Raw genomic sequence first — 23,282 nt, 5'->3', positions numbered from 1 at the left:
CCCCCCCCCCCCCCCCCGACGCGATCATCGAGGACTATGCACTCACGGAGTCGCTGCTGCCGGCCGAGCGGTCGCATCGCATCGCCGCGTACCTGAGGTCGCAGCATCCGCAGGCGGTGCACGCGGTCGCGTTGGCCACGCAGTCGCCTGCGCCCGTGATGAGGGCGCTGCTCGAGCAGGTCGACGAGCGGTGGGGCTCGGCCGCCGGCTACCTTCGCGCGAACGGCATGACGGATCAGGAGCTCGAGGCTCTTCGGGCGGCGCTCGTGGAAGAAGTTGCTGAGCAAGGTTAGGCAACCCTTCGCGTCCTGTATGATGGATGCATCATGGAGACCTTCCTCGAGACCCGCAGCACGCGTGCCGAGCGCCGCGCCGCACGTCGTCGCGCTCACCACCTGGTGACCGCCGACGAGCATTCGCTCGCCGAACTCGAGGTCTTCCTCACGACTCTGCCGCTGTGCGCATCGGGCCGGATCTTCATCGAGGTCGCCGACGCATCGGACATCGGCGTGATCGACGCTCCCGGACGCATGACCGTCACCTGGCTCGCTCGAGCCCAGCGATCGGGAGCACCCGGAACCGGGCGGGCCTGCGCGCCCGGACAGGCCCTCGCGCGAGCAACCTGCGCCTGGGCTGACGAGATGCTCTGCGACGACGAGCTCGAGACCCACATCACCCTTCTCGGCGGCTACCTCGGCACGGCCGACATCGTCGAGCACCTGACCGGCACCCTCGACATCCAGCCCGCTCAGATCTACGCCCCCGAACGGTTCGGACTTCTTCCCGTCGACCGCTGAGGGCTCTGCCCGTCTACGGCTGATGGCTCTGCCTGTGTGCAGCTGAGAGCTCTGCCCTCTACGGATCAGGGCTCTGCCCGTCTACGGCTGCCCGTCTACGGCTGAGGGCGGCTGCGGCGGACGTAGTTGCCGTCTTCGAGGCCCGCTTCGATCTCGAAGCGGTTGTGCAGGGGATCCCGGCCTGCGAAGAGATAGAGCACCGGAAGCAGGAATCCATAGCGCAGCCACTGTGCTTTGTGCACCGCCTCGTGGCGCAGCATCGCGTCGCTGGGTCGGGCGTCACCGGTGAGGAAGCAGCCGCCCACGCAGACCCCGCCGCGATTGAACGTCCAGTTCGGCATCCCTCGGAACACCCAGAGGCCTGCTCGTCGTTCCACGGGGCCCGTGCTCCACAGTGAGCCCCAGATCCAGCCGACCGCCGTGCCCCACCAGTATCCGATCCGACTGACCGGCGAGCGGAGGAGGAACGAGGGGATTCTCCGGTCGAGTCGTCGACCGCGCGCCAGGGCGAGCTCGGCAGCGGGCCGCCAGTCAGCCGTCATGCGACAGCACCGACGAGGCGGAGCAGCGCTCCCAGGTCGTCGACCGCATCGGCGGGCGACCGCGGGGCGAATCCGGCGATGGTCGCGCCGGCCAGCGGCACGCGTGACCGCAGCGCGCGGATCGCTGCGCTGAGGGCCGCAGGCGCGAGCCCGAACGGGGCAGGGGAGGAGACGCCGGCGATCTCGGCGGGATCGAGCACGTCGACGTCGATGTGCACCCATACGCGGCGTGCGCCGGTCGCCTCGACCGCGTCGGCCAGGGCATCAGGCGAGTCGAGATCTTCGACGGAGAGCTGCGTGAGTCCGTCGAGAGCAGTGACCTCGGCATCGTCGAGATTGCGCATGCCCACCGTGACCACTCGATCGCGTGCGATTCCGGGCGCGAGCGTGAGCTGAGGTTCTCCCTCGCCCAGCACGGCTCGGAGCGCCATGCCCGAGAACGCGCCGGAGGGGGAGGTGTCGGGCGTGTGCATATCGGCATGGGCGTCGCACCACACGACGGCGAGGTCATCGGTGCCGCCGGGGAGAGCTGCCAGGGCGGCGACCGTCACGCTGCAGTCGCCGCCGATGATCACCGTGTCGGCCGTCATGCTCGCATCGACGAGTTCTCTGGTGCGAAGAAGCGCGCTGAGGCGTCGAACGCCCGTGCCCAGGGACTCGCCCGCCTCCACCGGCACATCGAGCACGGTGGTCGCCGCGCGCGGAAGGTCGCCGGCGATCGCCGAGGCGCCGTCGACGAGGAGCATCGCGCGCGGGGCAGGGGAGCCCTGCCATTGCGGGACGACGAGGAAACGCACCATGGGTGCCTCCAGCTGTGAAGAGGAGCGGGTGCCTCGGACACGAGGATCCGAGGCACCCGCAGGTGTATCAGGAGCCTTCGATGGCCTGACGAGGGGCGGAGCCGCCCGCCTTCAGCTCGGCGAGACGAGCCTCGACCTCGGTGAGCTCACCGAGGTCTTCGAGGCTCTCGAACTGCGCGTCGAGGCTGGAGGCCGCGAGTTCGATCTTGCCCTGGGCAAGGGCCTCCTGGCGGCGGACCTTGTCTTCGAAACGGCCCAGCTCGCTGGTGGGGTCGAGGACGTTGATCGACGAGACCGCGTCCTGGACCTTCGTCTGCGCCTCGGCGACCTTCGCGCGGGCGAGCAGCTCGCTGCGCTTGTTCTTGAGCTCGCCGAGCTTGTCCTTCATGCCGTTGAGGCCGGACTTGAGCTTGTCGACGATCTCGGTCTGTGCCGCGATCTGGGGCTCGGCCCCGGTCGCCTCGCGCTCGGCGCTGATCTGACGCTGAAGAGCGATCTTCGCGAGGTTGTCGAACTTGTCGGCGTCGGCCGCGTCGCCCTTGGTGCGCATCTCGTCGGCCTTGCGGCTGGCGGCGAGGGCCTTGTTGCCCCACTCGGTGGCCGCCTGGACGTCTTCTTCGTGGTCGCGCTCGAGCAGGCGCAGGTTGCCGATGGTCTCTGCGATGGCCGACTCCGCATCGGCGATGCTGTTCGTGTAGTCGCGAACCAGCTGGTCGATCATCTTCTGCGGGTCTTCCGCAGAGTCCAGGAGGGAGTTGATGTTCGCGCGGACGAGGGTCGAGATACGTCCGAAGATGGACTGCTTGGTCATGCGTGGTTCCTTTCAGAGGGTCGGACTCGATGTCTGGGGTCGATGTGTGTGCGGTTCAGAAGCGTCGCCCTCCCGAACGGCCGCTGCGGCCACTGGAGCGGCTGCCGCCGCCTCCGCCGAAACCGGAGCTGCGGAAACCGCCGCCTCCGCTGGAGCGCCAGCTGCTGCTGCGGGAGGAGCCACCGCCGCCTCCACCACCGGAGAGCAGACCGCCGATGATGCCGCCGAGGATGTCGCCGCCGAGGCCCGAGCCGCCGGAACCGGATCCGCCGAAGATGCTGCCACCTCCGCCGCCCCAGCTGTCGTTCTGGTACCGGCTCGGATTCATCGCCTCGACGTCGGCCTGCGCGGACGACGTGGCCTGACGGACGAGATCGAGCGAGCGACCGGCTTCGGTGAGCGCCGCCACGGGGTCGGTCGCGCGCAGGTTCAGTGCCTGGGTGAGGGAGGCCTCGGCCTGCGACAGCCGGGTTCGTGCGGTCGACCCGACCGTGCCGCGGCGCGTCTCGATGTACTCACGGGTCGCGCGGATCTCGGAGCCGGCCTGGGTCAGCGTCTGCTCGAGCATCTGCTGGGCTCGACGGGCACGCTCCGCGGCCTGCGTGCCCTGGGCGATCGCGGCATCGATCTGCGTGTTCGCGGCAGTGAGGGCGTCGAGCACCCGCCGGGGGTCGCGTGAGGCTCCGGCGAGGCCGGTCTGGGCCAGCTGCAGCTGGCGGACGGTCGCCGTGGCGACCGAGGCGATCGCTCCGTCAGGGTCTGGCAGCTGCTGCGCGGCGGCGACGTCTGCCTGCAGCTCGGTCACCAGGGCCTGCGCCTGCGCTTCGATGTCCGTCAGCTCGGAGCCGAGCGCGGTGATCGCCTGAACCAGCTGAGCCGCCTGTGCGACGGACTGCTCGGCCGTGCGGATCGCGAAGGCGGCCTCGCCGGATCTTCCCGCGGCGATCGCCTGTGCTGCGGCCTCGATCGAACGGTCTGCGAGCAGCGCGCGCTCCTGGGCCTGCGCCGGGTTGTCTGCGACGGTCGACAGGGCCGTCGAGTCGTAGGTGTCGGCGAGAGCCGAGAGAGCAGCGGCCGCGCCGTCGAGGAGAGGCTGGAGCGCTGCCCGCTCACCCTTCACTCGCTCGAGTTCCTGCGGTGCATTCTGCTCGAGCTTGCGAAGGGCGTCGAACGCCTCGGTGTTCTCGTCGAGAACATCGTCGATCTCGTCACAGATCTGGATGATGCGGATGTGCCACGCGCGACGATCGTGGACGGTGTCCTCGATCTCGTCGTCGAGCTTCTGCTTGAGATCGAAGGCCTCCGACATCTTGGCCTTGGCGGTCTCGACGGCGCCGGTGAACGCCGAGGTGGCCGCTTCGCCGAACTGCGCGACGGCGAAGCCGAGCTCTTCCCGGCTCGAGGTGATCGCATCGTCGGCCTGCACGAGGGCAGCACCTGCCTGCGTCTGCACCTGCTCGTCGGTCAGAGTCGAGAACGGATCGTTCGGATCGGGCTTCTCCGGCATGGCCCCTCGCCTGCGTATCTCGGCGTTCCTCCGCGAGCGGCGTACGAGCGCGATGACGAGCCACACGACCAGGCCGAGTGCGATGACAGCGACCACGATCAGGGTGGCTCGCAGAGCGCCCGCCCCGCCGTCACCCTCGATCTCGTCGGCAGCGAGGACGATCATGCCCTCCCAGTCCTCCTGTGCGGCCAGGCCCTGGATCTTGTCTTCCACATCGTCGAGCTTGCTGTCGCTGAGCGGACCGTCGGGGGCGGCCGAGATGTAGTAGCTGCGTCCGTCCACCGCGATGGCGAGAAGATACTGCTCGGAGCCGAGGTTGTTGCTCTCTGCGACGGTGTCGGCCCAGGCGACGTTGTCGGACGGCGAGGTGAAGTCGTCGACGAGGACGACGAAGAGGTCGGAGGAGGAGTTGTCGCTGAGCGTCTGGAGTCGCGCCTCGACAGCATCCTCTTCGCTCGCGCTGAGGACGTCGGCGTCGTCGGTCACGTACCCCGAGTCGAGAGTGACCGGATCGGTCGCAGACGCGGCCGAGGCGGAGAACGCCCCTGCGGCCGCTGCCGCGGTCAGCGCGGCCAGCGCGAGCCACCGTGTCTTCATCGTGTTCCCTCCGACCGGCAGCCGAGCCCCATGGCACGAGTCTATGCACTGAGACCGACACGCGACAGCTTCCGAGCGGGGATAGCCGTTCGCCCTCAGCGGAGACACATACGCTGGATGGCATGGACGACAGGTATGGATCGGATGTGCTCGCGGCCGGCTGGCGGGAGCGCGCAGCGAAGCCGGTTCCTCAGGTTGCGGCCGAGCTCGATCTCGTCGTCGAGGTCGCGCAGGACGGATTCTGCGGAGCGGTCACGCGGGTGCAGGGCGGCAACGTCGAGCTCGAAGACCGAGTCGGGCGCAAGCGCCTCTTCCCCCTGGGCGGCGGGTTCCTGATCGACGGATCGCCTGTTCGCCTCACAGTCCCCGCAGCGAAGGAGCAGGGACTCCGGCGCACGGCATCCGGATCCTTCGTGGCCGCTGACCAGCGAGCCAGGGTCGCACTGCCCAGCCGCATCCTGGTGGAGGGCAAGCACGACGCCGAGCTCGTCGAGAAGGTGTGGGGCGCAGATCTGCGGGTCGAGGGCGTGGTCGTCGAGTTCCTGCAGGGAGTCGATCTGCTCGATGAGCTGCTCGCCGCCGAGCCGCCGACCGCCTCCCGGCGCTACGGGGTGCTCGTCGATCATCTCGTGCCGGGGTCGAAGGAGTCGCGCGTCGCCGATGCGGTCGCCCGCGGACCGCATGGAAAGCACGTACGCATCGTCGGCCATCCGTTCGTCGACGTCTGGCAGTGCGTCACCCCGCGGGCTCTCGGAATCGCGAAGTGGCCGGAGATCCCCCGGGGGACGGACTGGAAGACCGGGATCTGTCGTGCGTTCGGCTGGCCATACGAGATGCAGGGCGACACCGGTCGGGCCTGGCAGCACATCCTGTCGAAGGTACACACGTATCGGGACCTCGAGCCCGCGCTCCTCGGCCGGGTCGAAGAGCTGATCGACTTCGTCACCGCGCCCGCGTCCTGATCCGCGGTCTGTGGCGTCGATCGCCGCCGACTACCCTGGAAGCATGCCCGAACCCCGCACCTTCCGCGACGAACCGGTCTCCTTCGTGCGCCGCAGCGGCCGGATGTCCGACGCGCAGGAACGCGCGTTCGAAGAGCTCGGACCGCACTACCTCCTGGACGTCCCTCGTGATGTCGCGTGGACCTCGGTGCACCCTGAAGCAAGGCTCGACCCGACCGTCGAATACGGACGGACGGCCGATCTGTTCGTCGAGATCGGATCCGGCCAGGGGCACGCCATCGTCGCCGCGGCGTCGTCGCGCCCCGATGACGACTTCCTCGCCGTCGAGGTCTTTCGCGCCGGGCTGGCGAGGACGATGCTCGATGCCGACCGCGAGGGCGCACGCAACGTGCGTGTGGTCGAGGCGAATGCGCCGGAGGTGCTGTCGTCTTACCTGCCCGAGGAAGCCGCAGCGGAGGTCTGGATCTTCTTCCCCGACCCGTGGCACAAGAAGAAGCACACCAAACGCCGGCTCGTCCGCCAGGGGTTCGGTGACGCCGCCGCCCGCGCGCTTCGCGACGGAGGTCTCCTCCGCCTGGCGACCGACTGGGAGGACTACGCCCTCCAGATGCGCGACGTGCTCGACGACGAGCCGCTGTTCGAGCGCGCTTTCGACGGTGACTGGGCGGAGCGGTTCGACGGACGAGTCATGACGGCTTTCGAGCGCAAGGGGATCGCCAAGGGGCGCGACATCCGCGATCTCGTGTATCGGCGGAAGCCGCGCGCGTGATCGACATCCAGCGCACGTCGACCACCTGGCCCGCCGTCGCACCTGCGCTGCTCGTGTGCCTTGCGGCTCCGGCGTTCTTCGTCGTGCAGATCGCCTGGCTCGGCTGGGTGCTGCTCGCGCTCGGCGTCGGCGCCGCCTGGCTGGTCGAACGGCGTGTGCCCTCGTCCCCGGATCAGACGGCGACCGTCGGCGCGCGGCCTGAGAGCGCTCGCGTGATCGGAGCGAGTCGTCGGGCTTCGCTCACCCGGGACCTCTCGTTGATCGCGCTCGGAATGCTCATCGTGAGCGTCATCCCGCTGGCAGCGGAGCTCGACAACCTGGCGATGCTGCGCTTCACGCTGGCGCTCGGAGGTGCGGTCGCCGTGCCGTACGTCGTCTCGCGCTTCGTCTTCCGAGATCGGGCGATCGGTTTCCCCTGGCGTGCACACCGGCGATGGGGGCGACTGCAATGGGGCTGGCTGGTGGCGGTCCTGGTGCTCGGCTGGCTGATCCTGCCCTTCTACTTCATCACGAGCGGGGTCTATCAGAACTGGCCGGTCGTCGACTCGCCTGAGCTCATCGCGCGGCTGTTCGTCGGCGTCGGCGCAGTCGGCATCTGGGACGAGCTGTTCTTCATCTGCACCGTGTTCGCACTGCTGCGCAGACACTTTCCCGATGCCCTCGCCAACGTGCTGCAGATGATCGTGTTCGTCTCGTTCCTGTGGGAGCTCGGCTACCGCGAGTGGGGTCCGCTGCTTACCATCCCGTTCGCGCTCCTGCAGGGGTTCATCTTCATGCGGACGCACTCGCTCGCCTATGTCGTGACCGTGCATCTGCTCTTCGACGCTGTCGTCTTCGCCGTGCTCGTGCACGCCCACAACCCCGGGCTGCTGCCGATCTTCCTGATCTGACAGCACGCGAGGGTCGATACGATCGAGTCATGCTCATCGTCGGACTCGTCCTCGCCGCGGCCGCTGCCGCCTTCCACGTCTTCATCTTCGCGCTCGAATCACTCAAGTGGACCGAACCTGAGACGAGGAAGATCTTCGGCGTCGCCAGCGAGGCCGACGCCGTCACGATGAAGGCCCTCGCCTTCAATCAGGGCTTCTACAACCTCTTCCTGGCGCTGACCGCGCTGCTCGGCGTCGGCTTCGTGATCATCGGCCTCACGACGATCGGGCTGACTCTGGTCTTCGCCGGCACGGGGATGATGCTCGCCGCGGCACTGGTGCTCGTGCTCTCCGACCGCACCAAGCTGCGGGCGGCCGCGATGCAGGGCACTCTGCCGCTGCTCGCCGTGATCGCGACGACGATCGGCATCTCGATCAGCTGAGCGCCGCACGCTGATCGTGTGCGAGGGGTGACTTCCCGAGTGCCACGGGCCACACTCGATGCATGAGCGACTGGGTTCTGCACGTGGACATGGACCAGTTCATCGCTGCGGTCGAGGTGCTGCGCAGACCCGAGCTCGCGGGGATTCCCCTCATAGTCGGCGGCAGGGGGGAGCCCACGGAGCGAGCCGTCGTGTCGACGGCGTCGTACGAGGCGCGCGAGTTCGGCATCGGATCCGGGATGCCGTTGAAGATCGCCGCGCGCAAGGCTCCCGAGAACGCTGTCTTCCTTCCGGTGGACCACGACGCCTACGAGTCGGCGTCGACGGAGGTGATGTCGACGCTGCGCGCGCTGCCAGGGGTGGTGCTCGAGGTCATCGGCTGGGACGAGTGCTTCCTCGGCGTCACGACCGATGATCCTGAGGGGATCGCGCGCCTCGCTCAGAGCGCGGTGCTCGAGGCGACCGGGCTGCACTGCTCGGTCGGTATCGGAGACAACAAGGTGCGCGCCAAGATCGCCACCGAGTTCGGCAAGCCCCGAGGAGTGTTCCGGCTCACCGCCGACAACTGGTTCGAGGTGATGGGTGACAAGCCCACGCGGGGGCTCTGGGGTGTGGGGCCGAAGGTGCAGAAGAGGCTCGCAGCCCACGGCATCACGACCGTCCGTGAGCTGGCTGAGGCCGATGAGGGCCAGCTCACCGCGGAGTTCGGTCCCCGGATGGGCGTCTGGTATCACGGTCTGGGGTCGGGTCTCGGACCTGCCGTGGTCGACAGCACCCCCTGGGTGGCACGCAGCCACAGTCGTGAGACGACCTTCCAGCAGAACCTCACGACGCCCGCGGAGGTGCGGTCGGCGCTGGTCGATCTGGCCGGGCAGGCCTTCGACGACTGCGCCTCCGAGGGGCGCGCGGTCGTCCGCGTGCACCTCAAGGTGCGTTACGCACCGTTCGAGACGAAGACCTTCGGTCGCAAGCTGTCAGAGCCGACGACCGAGCGGGCCGAGGTCGTCGATGCGGCTCTCGCTCTCGGTGACACGCTCGATCGCGACCGTGAGGTGCGACTGCTCGGTGTTCGCGCCGAGATGGCCATGCCGGACGGCGGCGACTCGGCCGAGCGGACGCCGGTGCGGGGCAGAATCTGAACAGCTGACGCCGGGTCAGGTCATTCGCGGATGACAGCGGCGATCGCGCTCACCTCGATCACTGCTCCGGGGACGCCGAGACCGGCCACCAGGGCTGCGGTCACCAGGGGAGGGGCGCCGTCGCGCGCGAGCGTGGATGCGACGGCGCCGTAGGCAGCGCGCAGATCGGCATCCTGATGGATGTAGATGGTCCAGCTGATGACGTCGTCGAGGCTCGCGCCGGCTGACTCGAGGGCGATGCGGGCGTTCTGAACCGCTCGGAGCGACTGCTCGGCGGCATCCGCCGAGACGAGCGCGCCGGTCTCGTCGACGCCGTTCTGGCCGCCGATGTGGATCGTCGTGGCCCCTGGGGGGACGACGGCGACATGACTGAATGCGGGGCTCACGACGAGTCCCGCGGGCTGTGCGAGCATGATCTCCATGCCGCAGAGTATGCACCCGGGCGCGGACATCCGAGAGGCGCACGGTGCTGCCGGGGCGGGCGCGAGGCCCCCCCCGGCAGTGATCAGCCGACCTTCTTGACCGTGTACCGGAACACGTCCGTGCGCAGCACGTCTCCCGACGTCTTCACGATCTTGATCGTGTGCTCCTTGTCTTTCAGATTCGAGACGGAGAACAGCTCCTGGGTCGAGACGCGCGATTCGTTGTGAGTATCGATGCTCTCGACCTTCTTGCCGTCGATGTAGACGTCGACCGTGCCCTGGTCAGGGCCCTTCGGACCGATCCACGAGACGCCGGTTCCGCGGAAGCTGAATGCCACGGACGCTCCGTCAGCCACGGTGGCGTGCACGTCATCGAGGTGGTCTCCCGTGAAGTCGAAGTCCAGGGTCGTATCGCCGACGGGAAGCGTCGCAAGGTACGACGAGCGGATCGTGACCGTGCTGCCCGACAGCGTGAAGTCGACGTCGCGCTCGAGCGCATCGCCGGCGACGCTGATCGAGGCGAGCTCGCCGGGATCCCGCAGCACGTCGACGGCGACATCGGCGGGCGCGGCCTTGTTGAAGGCTCCCGAGGTCGTGCTCAGCTGGCTGTCGAGCGTGACGACCAGCTTGTCGAGGAGCATGAAGGAGCCGGACTTCTTCACCACACGCAGGGTGTGGCTCCCGCTCGCGAGGTCGGCGACGCCGTAGACGACCTGCTGCGAGAGTCGGCCGTCCGCCGCAGGAAGCGACGTGTCCACGGTCTCCACGAGCTGACCGTCGAGGTAGATCTCGACCTCTCCCTGCGACTCGTGCTTCTCGGTGACGTATTGGATTCCCGTGCCCTGGAACGTGTGCTCGAACGCCGCTCCGTTGGTCTCTGCGTAGTGCACATCGTCGCCGTGATCGCCGAGTCCTCGATTGTTGCTGTCGCCCCACGATCCGCTGTAGCCGATGCGTGCATCGTCGTCGTTCAGCGTCACCGTGAGACCTGTGGCGGGCGGGGTGGGCGTGCCACCCCCCGGGGTGTCGGACACGGCGACGGTGAACGGCTGCGATGTCGCCGGGACTTCGTTGCCGTCGTTGCGGATCCAGTCTCCGTCGTAGCCGACGCGCAGCGAGTCATCGTTCACCGTGAGCACGGCCTGCTTCGCAGGCGTCACCTTCAGCAGGCGCACACCATGGATCGGCACGCTCTCGGCTGTGAAGCCGTCGGCCTCCGTGCCCAGGTTCTTGCCGGCCCAGAGGTCTCGGATCTTCGCGGATCCGTCGAGACCGATGTCAGACCAGTCGACGGTGATGTCGGCGTCTGCACGACCGAGGTTGTACAGCGCGACCGTATATGTGCCATCGGGGTTGAGTGCGTACCAGACCTGCTGCTTCGTGCCGGTCGAGACCGGTCGCGCGGGGACACCCGCCTGGTTCACGGCTATGACCTCGCGATTGGTGATCAGGTCGAGGCCGAACTCGTCGAGGTTCGTGAGGTCGTTGCCGAGGTACATCGGGGCGGCAGATGTCGCCCACAGCGTCGTCGCCGTGCGCCGTTCGTCGCGGGTGAGGCCGTCCATCCTGCCGTTTCCGACATTGAGGGAGTCGAGGTCGTTCCATCCGGCGGGTCCGGCGTGGCGCCACCAGTCGGAGAGCCGCGGGAACAGACGCGCGACGTTCTCCCAGGTCGTCAGCGCCTCGTCGCCGCAATAGCACTCGACGTCCCAGTCGATGCGCCAGCCGTCGGCGTACTGCTTCCAGTAGTCGGCGTAGTCGATGTCGACCGCCCACGACAGCTCGAACCAGATGCCGTTGCGTTCGAGAGCCTCAGACCAGGCGGCCACCTCCTCGCGAGCATCCATCGAGAGGTCGCCGATGCCGGAACCGGGCGTCACGCTGTCGAACTTGATGAAGTCCACACCCCACTCGCCGAGCAGGTCGGCGATCGAGTCGATGTACTTCTGCGTGCAGGGGTTGTCGAAATCCAAGCGGTAGCCGAAGCCCCAGTAGTCGCCCTCCTGCAGGGGCTGCTTGAGCAGGTTCTCGGTGGTGCAGCCCGGCGCGTTGTGGATCGGAAGCGCCTTCTGAGCGGTCTCCAGGCTCATGCCGGGGATGAGGTACAGGCCGACCTTCTGGCCGTTGCCGTGCACGTGGTCGATCACGGCATCCAGCCCGTCGGGGAACAGCGTCGTGCTGGGTATCGGGCGTCCGTACTCGTCCTGGCCGCCGTTCCACCCTGCGTCGATGTTGATGTACTCGTAGCCGAAGTCCTGCAGCTTGTCGTGCATGGCATCGGACTGCGCCATGATCTGATCGGCGGTGATCCACTGGCCGCCCTCGTAGACCTGCATGCTGTAGCTGCTCCAGCCCATGTAGGGCTTCGCGGACAGCTCGGAGATCCCGTCGTCGGCGTCCGACGTGGCTTTCGCCGCCTCCTTCGCCGGCGGTGCCTGGGTGGCATCGGGCGAGGCCGAGGGGGCGGGCTCGGATTCGGTCGGCGTCGGATCCTCCGTCGGGGGCGTGGTCTCGGGGGATTCCTCCGCCGGGGGCGGCGTCTCGGGAGAGTCCTCCGCGGGTGGTGACGGCGTGGAGACCGGGGTCGCTTCCGGCGCAGGCGTCGGGGTGGGCGTCGCCGCAGTCGCCCAGGTCGCGCCGGGGGCGAGACTCAGGACGAGTGCGGTTGCGGCGAGTGCCCCGGCGATCGAGGCCGCTCGCCTTCTCTGTCGATGGGTCTTCATTGCTTTCCTCTCGTTCGACTGCTCTGTCGTGTGGATGGGAAGGAAGAGTCGGGGTGTCAGCTGTCGGTGCGCCGGATCTCGATGAGCATCGCCTGCTGCGCGTTGAGGGTCGGGAGAGGAACCCCCACAGTGCTCAGGACCACTCCCGGCACTTCGATCGCGCCCGCCAGAGCGGTCGTCACCCACACGGGGTCGCCCCCGTGCCGACTCGCGGAGCCGAGGTCCTCGCGGATCCGGACGCTGTACGCCGCGTGCGCATCGAGCCCGGGGAAGCGCACTCGACCCGCCTGACCCGCCGCCGAGGTCGCGAACCTGCTCCACGTGAACAGCGCCGCGGAACCGTCTTGGGCGACTATCCCCGAGAGCGAGGTCGCCTGATCGGCGAGGTCTGCGTTCACCACGCGACCGCTGTGCAGCAGGTCGCGGAACTCCCGGTACATGCCGGCCCAGCGGGCGATGGCGGCCAGCTCGTCGTCGTCCACCGATGTGAGGTCCTGCTCGATGCCGGCGTGAGCCGTGAGCGAGGTGGCGAGACGGAACGACAGATCGGTGGTCCGCGCCGTGGTGTGCGAGCGAGCGGCCCCGAGGTGAGATCCGATCAGTTCGGGTGGCACGATCGTGCGCGTCCACCGTTCGATCTGGATCCGCTCGACCGGATCGTTGCAGTCGGATGCCCACACGCGGTCGGTGCGGTCGAGGATTCCGAGGTCGACCCGACCGCCGCCACCCGAGCACGTCTCGATCTCGAGCTCCGGGTGGCGCAGGCGGAGCTCGTCGAGCAGCCGGTAGAGCGCTTCGGTCTGCCGATGCACACTCGGACGATCGCCATCGGTGCCGCGACTCACCGCCTCGAGGAGGTCGCGGTTGTGGTCCCACTTGAGGTAGTCGATCGAATGCTCGCGGACCAGCGCGTCGATGCGTTCGAGAAGGTATTCGTATGCCTCGGGCCTGGCGATGTCCAGCACGTGCTGTGATCGGGATTCGGGCCCGAATCCTTCGGCGGGCCCGAGGACCCAGTCAGGATGCGACCGGGCGAGGTCGGAGTCGAGGTTGATCATCTCGGGTTCGAACCACAGGCCGAACTGCATGCCGTGTGCGCGGACGACATCGACCAGCGGGCTGAGTCCCTGCGGCCAGACCTCCTCATCGACGAACCAGTCGCCGAGGCCGGCATCCGCCTCCCGCCGACCGCGGAACCAGCCGTCGTCGAGGACGATGCGCTCGACACCCACCTCTGCAGCCCTCTCGATCAGGGCAGTCAGGCGGGCGAGGTCGTGATCGAAGTAGACGGCCTCCCAGGTGTTGAGGACCAGCGGGCGCGGGCCGCGCGGGTGCGAGTCCCGCGCGCGAAGTCTCCGGTGCAGTCGATCGCTGATCGCGTCGAGGCCGTCGTCTGACCAGACGAACAGGGCGGTCGGCGCGTCATAGCGCTCGCCGTCCTCGAGGATGATCTCGCCCGGGTGCAGGTCCTCGCCGGCGCCGAGGACCGAGCTGAATGCCCCCGCGCCCTCGGGAAGGCGCTCAGCGAGGTACTGCTGCTCGCCGCTCCATGCGAGGTGCACGGCCCAGATCTCGCCGTGACCGAATCCGAAGCCCTCGGTGCCGGCCGCGAAGAGGAAGGGAGAGTCATGGCCGGGCTTGCCACGGTGTGCAGACCGCAGGTGCGTTCCGAACCCGAACGGCGACCTCTGCGGAGACCGCTCACGACACCACTTGCCCGTGAAATCCAGGATCTCCGTCGCGCGTTCGGGAAGGGGGAGCAGGGCGAGGAACGCGCCGACCGTATACGCGGTGTCTCCGATCCGCGGGCTGAGTTCTGCGGCCCTGGTCAGCGAGGCGTCGACGGCGAGCACTCCGTGCGCGTCGAGGTGATACCGCAGCTCGGTGCGGATGCCGCAGACCTCGTCCTCGAACTCGAGCGTGATGCGGCCGCCGACTCCGTCTGACGGGATGACCACGTCGTGCCGAACGAGCCGTGGTCGCGGCGTCGTCGCGCGGCCCTGCGCGTGTCCGGACAGCGCGGGTGTTCCTGACCAGCCCTCGTACTCCGTGGGCAGAGCGGAGAACGAGCGGGGGATGTCGGGGGAGTTGTTGAGCTGAGCGGGGCTGGCGGTCAGCGCCAGCGCGTATGCCGTCGCCGCTGTGGCCTCGCCGAGGTCTGCGCCCCAGTGCAGGACACGGGGGATGGGGGCGGAGATCTGGAGAACGAATGCGACGCCTGAGGCGCGGAGTGCGACGACGGTGTCGGCACGGGAAGTCATGGGATAAGACCCTCCGGTAGTTACTTGACAACGTCAATAAATCACGTTTGCGAGGGACGTGCAAGCGATCCGCAGAAATCTCCGCCGCGAAAGTCGGCGTTTACTTTTTCCGCTGCACGTGATTTTATTACGTCGTAAAGTAACCCTGCCCTGGGAGGGCGATCATGAAGCTCAGTGCTGAGCACGCACCACCGGTCGAGGTCTCGACACCGGCTCCTCGACGTACCGACGCACGTTCCCGGTTCGCCCGCAGTCTGCGTCGATACTGGCAGCTGTACCTGCTGCTGTTACTGCCCGTCATCTGGTTCATCGTGTTCAGATACGTGCCCATGGCCAACGCCGTGATCGCGTTCAAGAACTACAACCCCATCGACGGCGTGTGGGGGAGCCCGTGGGTCGGGTTCGACAACTTCACGGCGCTCTTCCGCAATCCCGTGTTTCCGAAGCTGATCGGCAACACCTTCATCCTTGCCGTGTACACGCTCATCGCGAGCTTCCCTCTTCCGATCATCCTCGCGATCATGCTGAACGAGGTCAGGCTGCGGTTCTTCACACGCACCGTGCAGCTCGTGACCTACGCCCCGTACTTCATCTCGACGGTCGTGATCGTGTCGATGACGATCCTGCTGCTGTCGCCGAGAGTGGGGATCCTCGGGCGCACTCTCAGCTTCTTCGGTGCCGGACAGGTCGATCTGCTGGCGAGTGCCGACTTCTTCCGCCACATCTACGTGGCGACCGACATCTGGACGACGACCGGCTACTCGGCCGTCATCTACCTCGCGGCTCTGGCCTCGGTCGACACCTCCCTCTACGAGGCCGCGAAGATCGACGGCGCCTCGCGGCTGCAGAAGATCTGGTACGTCGACCTCCCCTCGCTCCTGCCCACCGCCACGATCATCCTGATCCTCGGTGTCGGCAACATCATGGCGATCGGATTCGAGAAGGCGTTCCTGTTGCAGAACGCGCTCAACCTCTCGACCTCGGAGATCATCCCGACCTACGTCTACAAGACGGGCATCCTCAATGCGAACTTCAGCCTCGGAGCCACCATCGGGCTCTTCAACGCCGTCATCAGCCTGCTGCTGCTGCTCGTCGTCAACGGCATATCCAAGCGAGTGACCGGAAGCGGGTTGTGGTGAGCACTGTGATCAGAGAACAGCCTCTCCTCACCGAGGAGATCGTCGTCTCGTCCGGCAGAGGACGCGGTCGGCGCCGACGCGACCCCCTGACCTCCGGCGTGAAGGTCAAAGAGACCCGCGCGGATCGCGTCTTCGTGATCGCCGCCTACCTGCTGCTCACGGTCTTCCTGCTCGTCGTGCTCCTGCCCCTGCTGAACATCGTCGCCAGCTCGTTCTCGAGTCCCCAGGCGGTCTCATCCGGGCGTGTGCTGTTCTGGCCCGTCGAGTTCACGCTCCGCGGCTACACGGAGGCGCTCAACAACCCGGCGATTCTCCGAGGATTCGGCAACTCGGTGTTCTACACCGTGGCCGGCACCGTCATCAGCGTCGCCGGCACCGTCGCCATCGCCTACCCGTTGTCGCGGGCCAACCTCTTCGGCCGCAAGACGCTCACCGGAGGCGTCGTGTTCACGATGCTGTTCTCGGGCGGAGTCATCCCGATGTACATCGTGGTGCAGTCGCTCGGTCTGCTCGATACGCGATGGTCGATGCTCCTCCCCAACGCGATCGGTGTCTGGCAGGTGATCATCGCGATGGTCTACTTCCGGACGTCGATTCCCGACGAGGTGTACGAGGCCGCGCAGCTGGACGGCGCGAGCGAACTGCGGATCCTCTGGACCATCGTGCTGCCGCTCGCGAAGCCTCTCCTCGCGGTCATCGCGCTGATGTACGCCATCATGCAGTGGAACTCGTACTTCGACGCCCTCCTCTACCTGCGCGACGCCGATCTGCAGCCGCTGCAGCTGGTGCTTCGAGGCATCCTCATCCTCAACGACGGCGGAGGCGGTGGCGATCTCGCCGCACAGCTCGAGCGCCGGGAGCTCGCAGACCTGCTGAAGTACTCGACCGTGATCATCGCGACGGTCCCGATGCTCATCGTCTACCCGTTCGTCGCGAAGCACTTCAGCAAGGGGATCATGGTCGGCGCCGTCAAAGGCTGATCAGACCCCACTCAGACCCACCACACACACCCGCACACCTGAACCGGTCAAAGGAGATTCCGGCAATGACACACCGCATCACACGAGGGGCGATCGCAGCGGTCACCGTCGTCGCGACGGGACTGGCGCTCGCCGCCTGCACCCCGTCGAGCGACGACAACGGCCAGCTGGTCGCATTCGGCCCACAGGGCGAGAACGGCTCGCTCAAGGACAACCTCTTCACCCAGGAGGTCGAGAAGAAGTTCGACATCGACTTCGACTGGCAGACCACCACCTATGACGGCAGCGTCGCGGGAGAGAAGCGCCAGATCTCGCTCGCCAGCGGTGACTATCCGGACGCCTACTTCCTCGTGCCGTGGGTCGACGGATTCTCGCGCAACGAGATCCTCAAATACGGCCAGCAGGGCGTGCTCATGCCCTTGGAGGACCTGATCGACGAGCACGCGCCGAACCTCAAGAAGCGCTTCGAGGAGAAACCCGACTGGGAGCAGTCGGTCACCGCGCCGGACGGTCACATCTACGCCATCACCCAGTGGAGCGAGTGCTTCCACTGCAGCTACCCGTCGAAGCTCTGGATGAACACGACGTGGCTCGACGCGCTGGGACTCGAGCAGCCGACCACCACCGAGGAGCTGCGCACGGTGCTGCGTGCCTTCAAGGACGGGGACCCGAACGGCAACGGCGCGGCCGACGAGGTGCCGCTGAGCGGATCGGCGTCGGAGCCCATCATCAACTACCTGATGAACGCCTTCACCTATGCACCCGTCGGCGGGCCCTCCAGTCCGCCGCCGCTCGTGCTCGACGGCGACGAGGTCGTGCTGAACGCCACCTCTGACAGCTGGCGCGCAGGGCTCGAGTACATCACCTCGCTCGCCCAGGAGGGGCTGCTCGACACGGCGGCGTTCACTCAGAACGGCGACGCGCTGAAGGCGCTCGGCGACAGTGCGGATGCGCAGATCCTCGGCTCCGCCGTCACTCTGCACCCCTACGTCTTCGTCTCGGCGGACTCGCCGGACGGTCGCGACAAGAACTACGACGCGGTGGCACCCCTCGCAGGACCGGACGGTACGCAGCTCGCCACCTGGCGATCGCCCGTGAACCCGGTGGGGACCTTCGCCCTCACGAACAAGTCGACCGAGGAGGAGCGCATCGAGGCGATCAAGCTGCTCGACTACCTCGCCACGGACGAGGGGCAGATCCGCGCGTCCATGGGGCCCGAGGGCGAGGCCTGGGCGCCGGCTGAAGAGGGCGATCTCGCGCTCGACCCGGAGCTCGAGCCGACCTTCCGTCCCGTCACCTACGACGAGACCTCCAATGCCGCGTGGCGTTCGATGTCGCAGTACTGGGATTCGCTCGAGTTCCGCAACGCGCAGGTGGTGCCTGAGGACATCTACACGCCGGACGGCTACGAGCGACGTCTGCTCTATGCGACGCAGGAGTACGAGCCGTTCGCGCCCGACGAGAGCGTGCTCTTCCCGGTCGAGAAGCTGTGGCCCGACCTCGAGACCTCTGCCGAGCTCGCGGAGCTGCAGACGAACATCGCCACCTACATCACGCAGGCGCAGGCGGAGTTCGTCACCGGACAGCGCGACATCGCAGACGACGCCGCGTGGGACGCCTACGTCGCCGACATCGAGGGGCTCGGACTCGCACGCTACCTGGAGCTGCTGCAGGCGGCCTACGACGCACTCTGATCGACCATGAGGTGGGCGGGACGGATCATCCGTCCCGCGCACTTCTGCGTCTGGCCGTGGCAGGAGCGGATGCGCAGCGGAGGGAGCGGATGCCGACGGCATCCGCTCCCTCCGGTCGAAGAGCTGTGGCCGACGGTCAGCGCACGAGCGACTGGATGGCGGCGGCGGATGCGCCTCGCGCCCAGTCCTCGAACGTGTGGGGCCGGGTCAGGATGCGGCAGCGCGCCGCAGCGCCGAACGCGTGCGCGTCGAACGCATCGTGCAGCGTCTTCTCGAAGAGATCGAAGTCGGAGACGCCCTCTCCGCCGATGATGACGACCTCAGGGCCGGTGAGGTTCACGAGGGTGGCGATCGCCGTGCCGATGAGGCGGGCGGCTTCTCGGAACGCGGCATCGGCGTCAGGGTCGCCCGCATGGGCGAGGGCCACGGCCTCATCGATGGCGATCGGGCGTCCGAGGGCGGCCGATACGGCTGACTCGATCGCGCCCGTCGATGCGGCCGCCTCGACGCAGCCGCGGCGGCCGCACGGGCAGACGAGAGACGGGTCGGCGAGCGGCAGGTGGCCGATCTCACCCGCGACGCCGAACGCGCCGCTGACGACCTCGCCGTTGAGGTGCAGGCCGCTGCCGATGCCGCGTCCGATCGTGACGATGGCGAAGGATGCGGTGCCGAGACCGACTCCGAACCAGTGCTCGCCGATCGTCAGGGCATGGACGTCGTTCTCCACGGTGACGGGCCAGGGAAGGCGCTCCTGCAGGAGGTCTCCGAGCGCCACATCGGCCCAGCCCATGATGTTCGACTCGCGCACGATGCCGGTGGAGCTGTCGACGTCGCCTGAGACGGCGACGCCGATGCCGGCGATCGCCGAGGCGCTCGCCCCGAGCTGGGTCTCGAGGGCATCGACGATCTCGGAGATCGTCTCGATCACGGTGCGGGGATCGTCGGCGGGGAGGGCGCGGCGCTCGCTGGCCAGCACGGTGGTCGCGAGGTCCGTGGCGACGGCGATGACCTCGTCGACGTTGACCTTGACGCCGATCATGACCATCGCGTCGAGGACGATGGACACCGGGCTCACGGGCCGCCCGGGGGTGCCGTCGCGGTGCGAGGCCGGCGGTGCATCGACGAGGCCGGCGGCGACGAGCGGGGCGACGGCCTTCGTGACGGCGGCCTGGGACAGCCCGGTCTGGCGGGCGATGTCGATCCTGCTGATGGGGCTGCGCGTCAGGATCGTCTCGAAGACCCGGGATCCCGCGTCGGACGCCGAGCGGATCAGGGTGGTACGCGCTACGGTGTCGTGGTCCATCGGGTCCTTCGGGTCGTGTCGGCTATCGTAGCGAATCCGCCGCCAGGCGGTCGGGCGCGCGCGCACCGAGATGCTCGGCTGCGAACTCCAGCGCGTTCTCCTCGTCGAGGTCCCCGCCGGCTTCGTGTCCGTTGTACGGCCAGAGCACCACGGTCTTGGGGCCGCCGTATGCGGTGAACGCGGGAAGCACCGTGTCGGGTGGTGCGATGCCGTCGAGGAGTCCCGTGCTGAGCAGCGCCGGGGCGTTCGCGCGCTTCGCATGGGTGATGCCGTCGAAATACCGAAGAGTCTCGAGAGCGGCCGCGGTGTCATTGCGACGGTCGGCGAAGTACTGCGTGAGCAGCGCGTACGGATGCTCGGAGCTCAGCACCGCCGCCCGGTCGAGCTCGCAGAGGAACGGGGCCTGCACGATCACGGCGGCAAGGTCCGGCACGAGGCCGGCGATCGCGAGCGCGATCCCCCCGCCCTGGCTCGCCCCGACCGCACCGACTCGTTCGGCGTCGACGAGGTCGATGGTGCGGAGGGCGTCGACGGCTCGCACGGCATCCGCATAGACCCGGCGGTAGTAGTACTCCTCGCGCGAGCGGATGCCGCGGGTGAGGAAACCGCCGGCCGAGGGGCCGCCGTCGGCGTGGTCGTCGTCGGTGTCGCCGTGCCCCTGCCCGCGGGCGTCGACGACGAGGTGGGCGTAGCCGGCCGATGCCCATCGCAGATCGCGCAGTGCGTGGCCACGGCCGTTGCCGTAGCCGAAGAACTGCACCAGCCCCGGAAGTGGTCCTTCGGTGCCGTGCGGCACGCGCAGCCAGGCGCGGATGGGTGTTCCGCCGAATCCGCGGAACGACACGTCGAACACGTCGATCTGCGTGAGGCGCGTGGGGTGGGCGGTGACGGTGAGGTCGAGGGGACGGCTGCGGGTCTTCTCGATCGTGTCCGCCCAGAAGACGTCGAAATCCTCGGGCTCGGTCTGAGTGGTGGGCGCGTCGATGAGACGCGTCTCACCGTGCACGGGACTCCGCCTCGTCCGCCTCGACAGAGCCGAAGCCGTGACGCGCGAGGTCGACCTGCCCGCCGGCGGGCACCAGGATCTCCGCCACCCGGTCGCCATCCGAGACGGTGACGTGCCTGTCGCGGTCACCGGGATTGCGGAGGATGCCGGAGGTCACCCGCCCGCCCACCCAGGCGATGTCGAGCACGAGGCCGGGGCGCACAGCCATGCCCTGGACGTCTCCGTGATCCCACGAGAGGGGGAGCGCGGGAAGCAGGCGGACCGTGCCGCCGTGGCTCTGCACGAGCATCTCGGCGATCGCGGCAGGAAAGCCGAGGTTGCCGTCGATCTGGAACGGCGGATGCGTGCTGAACAGGTTGGGCAGAAGGCCGCCCCACTCCGACCCGTCGACCGGGCCGTGCCGGGTGGCGTCGCCGTCGAACGGGGTGAGTGCCTCCTCGAGCAGCGAGGCGGCGACCTCGCCCTGCCGTGCTCTGGCGCGCAGCGCCACCTTCCAGGCCCACGACCAGCCCATCGCGCCGGGACCGCGGGCGTCGATCAGTCGCACGGAGGCGTCGAACAGCTCGGGGGTGCGCTCGGGGGTCACCAGGTCGAGCGGGAACAGCCCGACGACGGGGGAGAGGTGCCGATGCAGAGGTTCGTGCTCTTCGACCTCCGCGGACCATTCGAGCAGGCGCCCGTCTGAGCCGACCTGCAGGGATGCGAGAGCCGCGAGCGCCTCTCTCACCTCGGCTTCGAGCGCATCGTCGAGGCCGAGCGCATCGATCGCGACGAGTGCGCGCTCGAACAGCGAGCCGATGAGGCTGAGGTCCGAGGTCGCGGTCAGGCCGAGGGGAGTCGGCCGGCCGTCGGCGGCGACGTAGGAGTTCTCGGGCGCGGTCGAGGGGGAGGCGTGCAGGTGGCCGTCGGCGCCCGGCACGAGCCAGTCGAGACAGAATTCCACCGCACCGCGCATCAGCGGCCAGATCCTTGCGCGCAGCAGCTCGGTGTCTCCGCCGAACTCGTACGCGTCCCACAGATTGTGGGTGAGCCATACTCCGCCCATCATCCAGATCGCCCAGCTCGCGGCGCCGTGGCCGTCGCCCACGGGCAGGCTCCAGCCCCAGACGTCGCTGTTGTGGTGGGCGACCCACCCGCGCGTCCCGTAGAGCTCGCGCGCGGTGTCGGTGCCCGTGCGTGCGAGCAGCTCGACGAGCGAGAGGAGCGGCTCGAGCGCATCGGGGTCGAGCAGCATCGGAGCCGCCCAGTAGTTCATCTCGGTGTTGATGTTGATCGTGTAGTTCGACGACCAGGCGGGCTGCAGCTGGTCGTTCCAGATGCCCTGCAGGTTCGCGGCGGGGCTGCCCGCGCGAGAGCTGGAGGCGAGCAGGTACATCCCGAATTCGGCGGCGACGGTCGCGCGCAGCAGAGGGTCGGAGCCGTGAAGGACATCGCGGTCGACGCTCCACTCGCCCTCGCGCCGACTGCCGATCGCGAATCGCGCCCGAGTGATGCGTCGCCGGTCGGCGACGTGCTCGGCGAAGAGGGCGGAGACGTCGCGCTGAGCCGCGGTCTCCGCTCTCGCTCGTGCGCGATCCCGGATCGCCTCCCGAGAGGCGGTCCGCCAGTCCCCGTCGGCGTCGGCCCACCACGACCCGGCGCGCGACGATGTGGACAGGGCGATCAGCAGGCGGCGGGCATGGCGGACGATGAGGTGATCGCCGGTTCGACGCACCTCGCCGTCCGAGTCGAGCGACACGGCGACGGCCGCATAGGCATCGAACTCGGTGTCGTCATCGGCGTAGCGCAGGGGATCGACCGCGTCCTCGTGCAGCGGAGCGCCGTCGATCGGCGCCTGGACGTCGAGGACGAGGGCGTCGTGCGCATCGTGCGCATCGACGATGCGACCGCGCAGGGGCGTGGACAGCTCGATGGTCGCCGCGAACTCGACGGTCGAGGTGAGCTCGATGATCAGGACCTGTGCCGGAGCCGAGATCCAGGAACGACGGATGACGTCCCCGTTCGGGGTCCGGAGTGTCTCGGTGAGCGTCGCCGAGTCGAGATCGAGGACGCGGCACGGGGCGGACAGGTCGGCATCCTCATCGGCTTCGTGCACGCGGATGTGCAGGTCGGCGAGGGGCAGGAACTCCTGGGAGTAGGGACCCTCGAAGGCCATGAGGAGGTCCTCGGCGATGCGCACGTCACCGGCGCTGAGTGCCTCGCGAACCGCCGCGAGACGTTCGGGGCCGGCGCCCTTCGCGCGCACGTTCTGCAGTGCGCGCGCGGGGCCGTCGGGTGTCCCCGACCAGATCGTCGAGTCGTTGAGCTGATAGCGACCGTCCGATCCGCCGAATGACATGGCGCCGATGCGGCCGTTGCCGAGTGGAGTCGCCTCCTCCCACTGGGTGGCGGGGGCGTCCCAGGTGAGGCGCAGTGTGTCGGTCATCGCACTCCGGTGTGTTCGATCGATCTCGATGTCACCGTCAGCGTATGCGGTATTAATTGCCGGTGTCAAGTAATGCCGGACACCCTGCGCCTC

General features: G+C 68.1%; 20 protein-coding genes. 10 read left to right on the top strand and 10 right to left on the bottom strand.

Translation table 11 applies throughout. The features are described from left to right. Both OPU70_RS04520 and OPU70_RS04515 read left to right on the top strand, forming a co-directional pair. A partial coding sequence (locus OPU70_RS04520) for a tyrosine-protein phosphatase (protein ID WP_498557223.1) occupies positions 1-293 on the top strand: 293 nt, incomplete at its 5' end. Between the two features lie 33 nt (positions 294-326). After that, on the top strand, positions 327-797 hold the full coding sequence (locus OPU70_RS04515) for an SIP domain-containing protein (protein ID WP_042541887.1): 471 nt from the start codon (positions 327-329) through the stop codon (positions 795-797). A 95-nt stretch (positions 798-892) separates the two neighbouring features. On the opposite strand, the gene OPU70_RS04510 is transcribed toward OPU70_RS04515, so the two are convergent. From OPU70_RS04510 to OPU70_RS04495, 4 genes are all read right to left on the bottom strand, one after another. Further along, positions 893-1,339: a hypothetical protein gene (locus OPU70_RS04510; RefSeq protein ID WP_042541886.1), complete on the bottom strand. Its 447-nt coding sequence runs from the start codon at positions 1,337-1,339 to the stop codon at positions 893-895. Next, the gene (locus tag OPU70_RS04505) at positions 1,336-2,139 is read right to left on the bottom strand and encodes an arginase family protein (RefSeq protein WP_079112611.1); all 804 of its coding nucleotides are present in this window, start codon (positions 2,137-2,139) and stop codon (positions 1,336-1,338) included. The genes OPU70_RS04510 and OPU70_RS04505 overlap by 4 nt, the downstream gene beginning before the upstream one ends. 67 nt (positions 2,140-2,206) lie before the next feature. Next, a complete protein-coding gene (locus OPU70_RS04500; RefSeq protein WP_042541884.1) occupies positions 2,207-2,950 on the bottom strand; it encodes a PspA/IM30 family protein in 744 nt (247 codons plus the stop codon). 55 nt (positions 2,951-3,005) lie between these two features. After that, positions 3,006-5,054, bottom strand: a complete 2,049-nt coding sequence (locus tag OPU70_RS04495; RefSeq protein WP_498557222.1) for a TPM domain-containing protein — start codon at positions 5,052-5,054, stop codon at positions 3,006-3,008. Between the two features lie 122 nt (positions 5,055-5,176). Here OPU70_RS04495 and OPU70_RS04490 point away from each other — a divergent pair, with 122 nt between their 5' ends. From OPU70_RS04490 to OPU70_RS04470, 5 genes are all read left to right on the top strand, one after another. Beyond that, positions 5,177-6,016: a DUF3097 domain-containing protein gene (locus OPU70_RS04490; RefSeq protein WP_498557221.1), complete on the top strand. Its 840-nt coding sequence runs from the start codon at positions 5,177-5,179 to the stop codon at positions 6,014-6,016. Between the two features lie 43 nt (positions 6,017-6,059). After that, entirely contained in the window at positions 6,060-6,785 is a 726-nt protein-coding gene (trmB, locus tag OPU70_RS04485; RefSeq protein ID WP_498557220.1) for a tRNA (guanosine(46)-N7)-methyltransferase TrmB, read from the top strand. Beyond that, positions 6,782-7,675: a CPBP family intramembrane glutamic endopeptidase gene (locus tag OPU70_RS04480; RefSeq protein ID WP_498557219.1), complete on the top strand. Its 894-nt coding sequence runs from the start codon at positions 6,782-6,784 to the stop codon at positions 7,673-7,675. The genes trmB and OPU70_RS04480 overlap by 4 nt, the downstream gene beginning before the upstream one ends. A 29-nt stretch (positions 7,676-7,704) precedes the next feature. After that, positions 7,705-8,097: a DUF1304 domain-containing protein gene (locus OPU70_RS04475; RefSeq protein ID WP_498557218.1), complete on the top strand. Its 393-nt coding sequence runs from the start codon at positions 7,705-7,707 to the stop codon at positions 8,095-8,097. Positions 8,098-8,159: 62 nt separating this feature from the next. Continuing rightward, positions 8,160-9,236, top strand: a complete 1,077-nt coding sequence (locus OPU70_RS04470) for a DNA polymerase IV (protein ID WP_498557217.1) — start codon at positions 8,160-8,162, stop codon at positions 9,234-9,236. A 20-nt stretch (positions 9,237-9,256) separates the two neighbouring features. Here the strand turns inward: OPU70_RS04470 and OPU70_RS04465 are convergent, their stop codons facing one another. The 3 genes from OPU70_RS04465 to OPU70_RS04455 form a co-directional block, all read right to left on the bottom strand. After that, on the bottom strand, positions 9,257-9,658 hold the full coding sequence (locus OPU70_RS04465; protein WP_498557216.1) for a RidA family protein: 402 nt from the start codon (positions 9,656-9,658) through the stop codon (positions 9,257-9,259). A gap of 83 nt (positions 9,659-9,741) precedes the next feature. Beyond that, positions 9,742-12,381 (bottom strand): X2-like carbohydrate binding domain-containing protein, encoded by a 2,640-nt coding sequence (locus tag OPU70_RS04460; protein WP_498557215.1) that lies wholly within the window; start codon positions 12,379-12,381, stop codon positions 9,742-9,744. Between the two features lie 56 nt (positions 12,382-12,437). Continuing rightward, on the bottom strand, positions 12,438-14,642 hold the full coding sequence (locus OPU70_RS04455; RefSeq protein ID WP_498557214.1) for an alpha-galactosidase: 2,205 nt from the start codon (positions 14,640-14,642) through the stop codon (positions 12,438-12,440). Positions 14,643-14,806: 164 nt separating this feature from the next. Between OPU70_RS04455 and OPU70_RS04450 the strand changes: the two genes are divergently transcribed. The 3 genes from OPU70_RS04450 (at position 14,807) to OPU70_RS04440 (ending at position 18,455) form a co-directional block, all read left to right on the top strand. Further along, positions 14,807-15,781 carry an ABC transporter permease gene (locus tag OPU70_RS04450; RefSeq protein ID WP_079112616.1) on the top strand — a complete coding sequence of 325 codons (975 nt, stop codon included), beginning with the start codon at positions 14,807-14,809 and terminating at the stop codon, positions 15,779-15,781. Next, entirely contained in the window at positions 15,778-16,761 is a 984-nt protein-coding gene (locus OPU70_RS04445) for a carbohydrate ABC transporter permease (RefSeq protein WP_231567638.1), read from the top strand. Before OPU70_RS04450 ends, OPU70_RS04445 begins: the two co-directional genes overlap by 4 nt. Positions 16,762-16,826: 65 nt before the next feature. Continuing rightward, positions 16,827-18,455 carry a type 2 periplasmic-binding domain-containing protein gene (locus tag OPU70_RS04440; protein ID WP_498557213.1) on the top strand — a complete coding sequence of 543 codons (1,629 nt, stop codon included), beginning with the start codon at positions 16,827-16,829 and terminating at the stop codon, positions 18,453-18,455. Between the two features lie 136 nt (positions 18,456-18,591). Here the strand turns inward: OPU70_RS04440 and OPU70_RS04435 are convergent, their stop codons facing one another. From OPU70_RS04435 to OPU70_RS04425, 3 genes are read right to left on the bottom strand one after another with little or no spacing between them, the layout of a single operon-like run. Further along, complete coding sequence (locus OPU70_RS04435) at positions 18,592-19,758, bottom strand: ROK family transcriptional regulator (protein ID WP_475435977.1); 1,167 nt, start codon at positions 19,756-19,758, stop codon at positions 18,592-18,594. A 22-nt stretch (positions 19,759-19,780) separates the two neighbouring features. Next, the gene (locus OPU70_RS04430; protein WP_475435975.1) at positions 19,781-20,764 is read right to left on the bottom strand and encodes an acetylxylan esterase; all 984 of its coding nucleotides are present in this window, start codon (positions 20,762-20,764) and stop codon (positions 19,781-19,783) included. Continuing rightward, on the bottom strand, positions 20,754-23,189 hold the full coding sequence (locus OPU70_RS04425) for a glycosyl hydrolase family 95 catalytic domain-containing protein (RefSeq protein WP_498557212.1): 2,436 nt from the start codon (positions 23,187-23,189) through the stop codon (positions 20,754-20,756). The genes OPU70_RS04430 and OPU70_RS04425 overlap by 11 nt, the downstream gene beginning before the upstream one ends. Positions 23,190-23,282: the final 93 nt, after the last annotated feature.

The organism is Microbacterium sp. SWDP-B6 (genome assembly GCF_059803615.1).
Note: the sequence above shows the minus strand (reverse complement) of the source record. Positions and strands in the feature narration are given on the sequence as shown.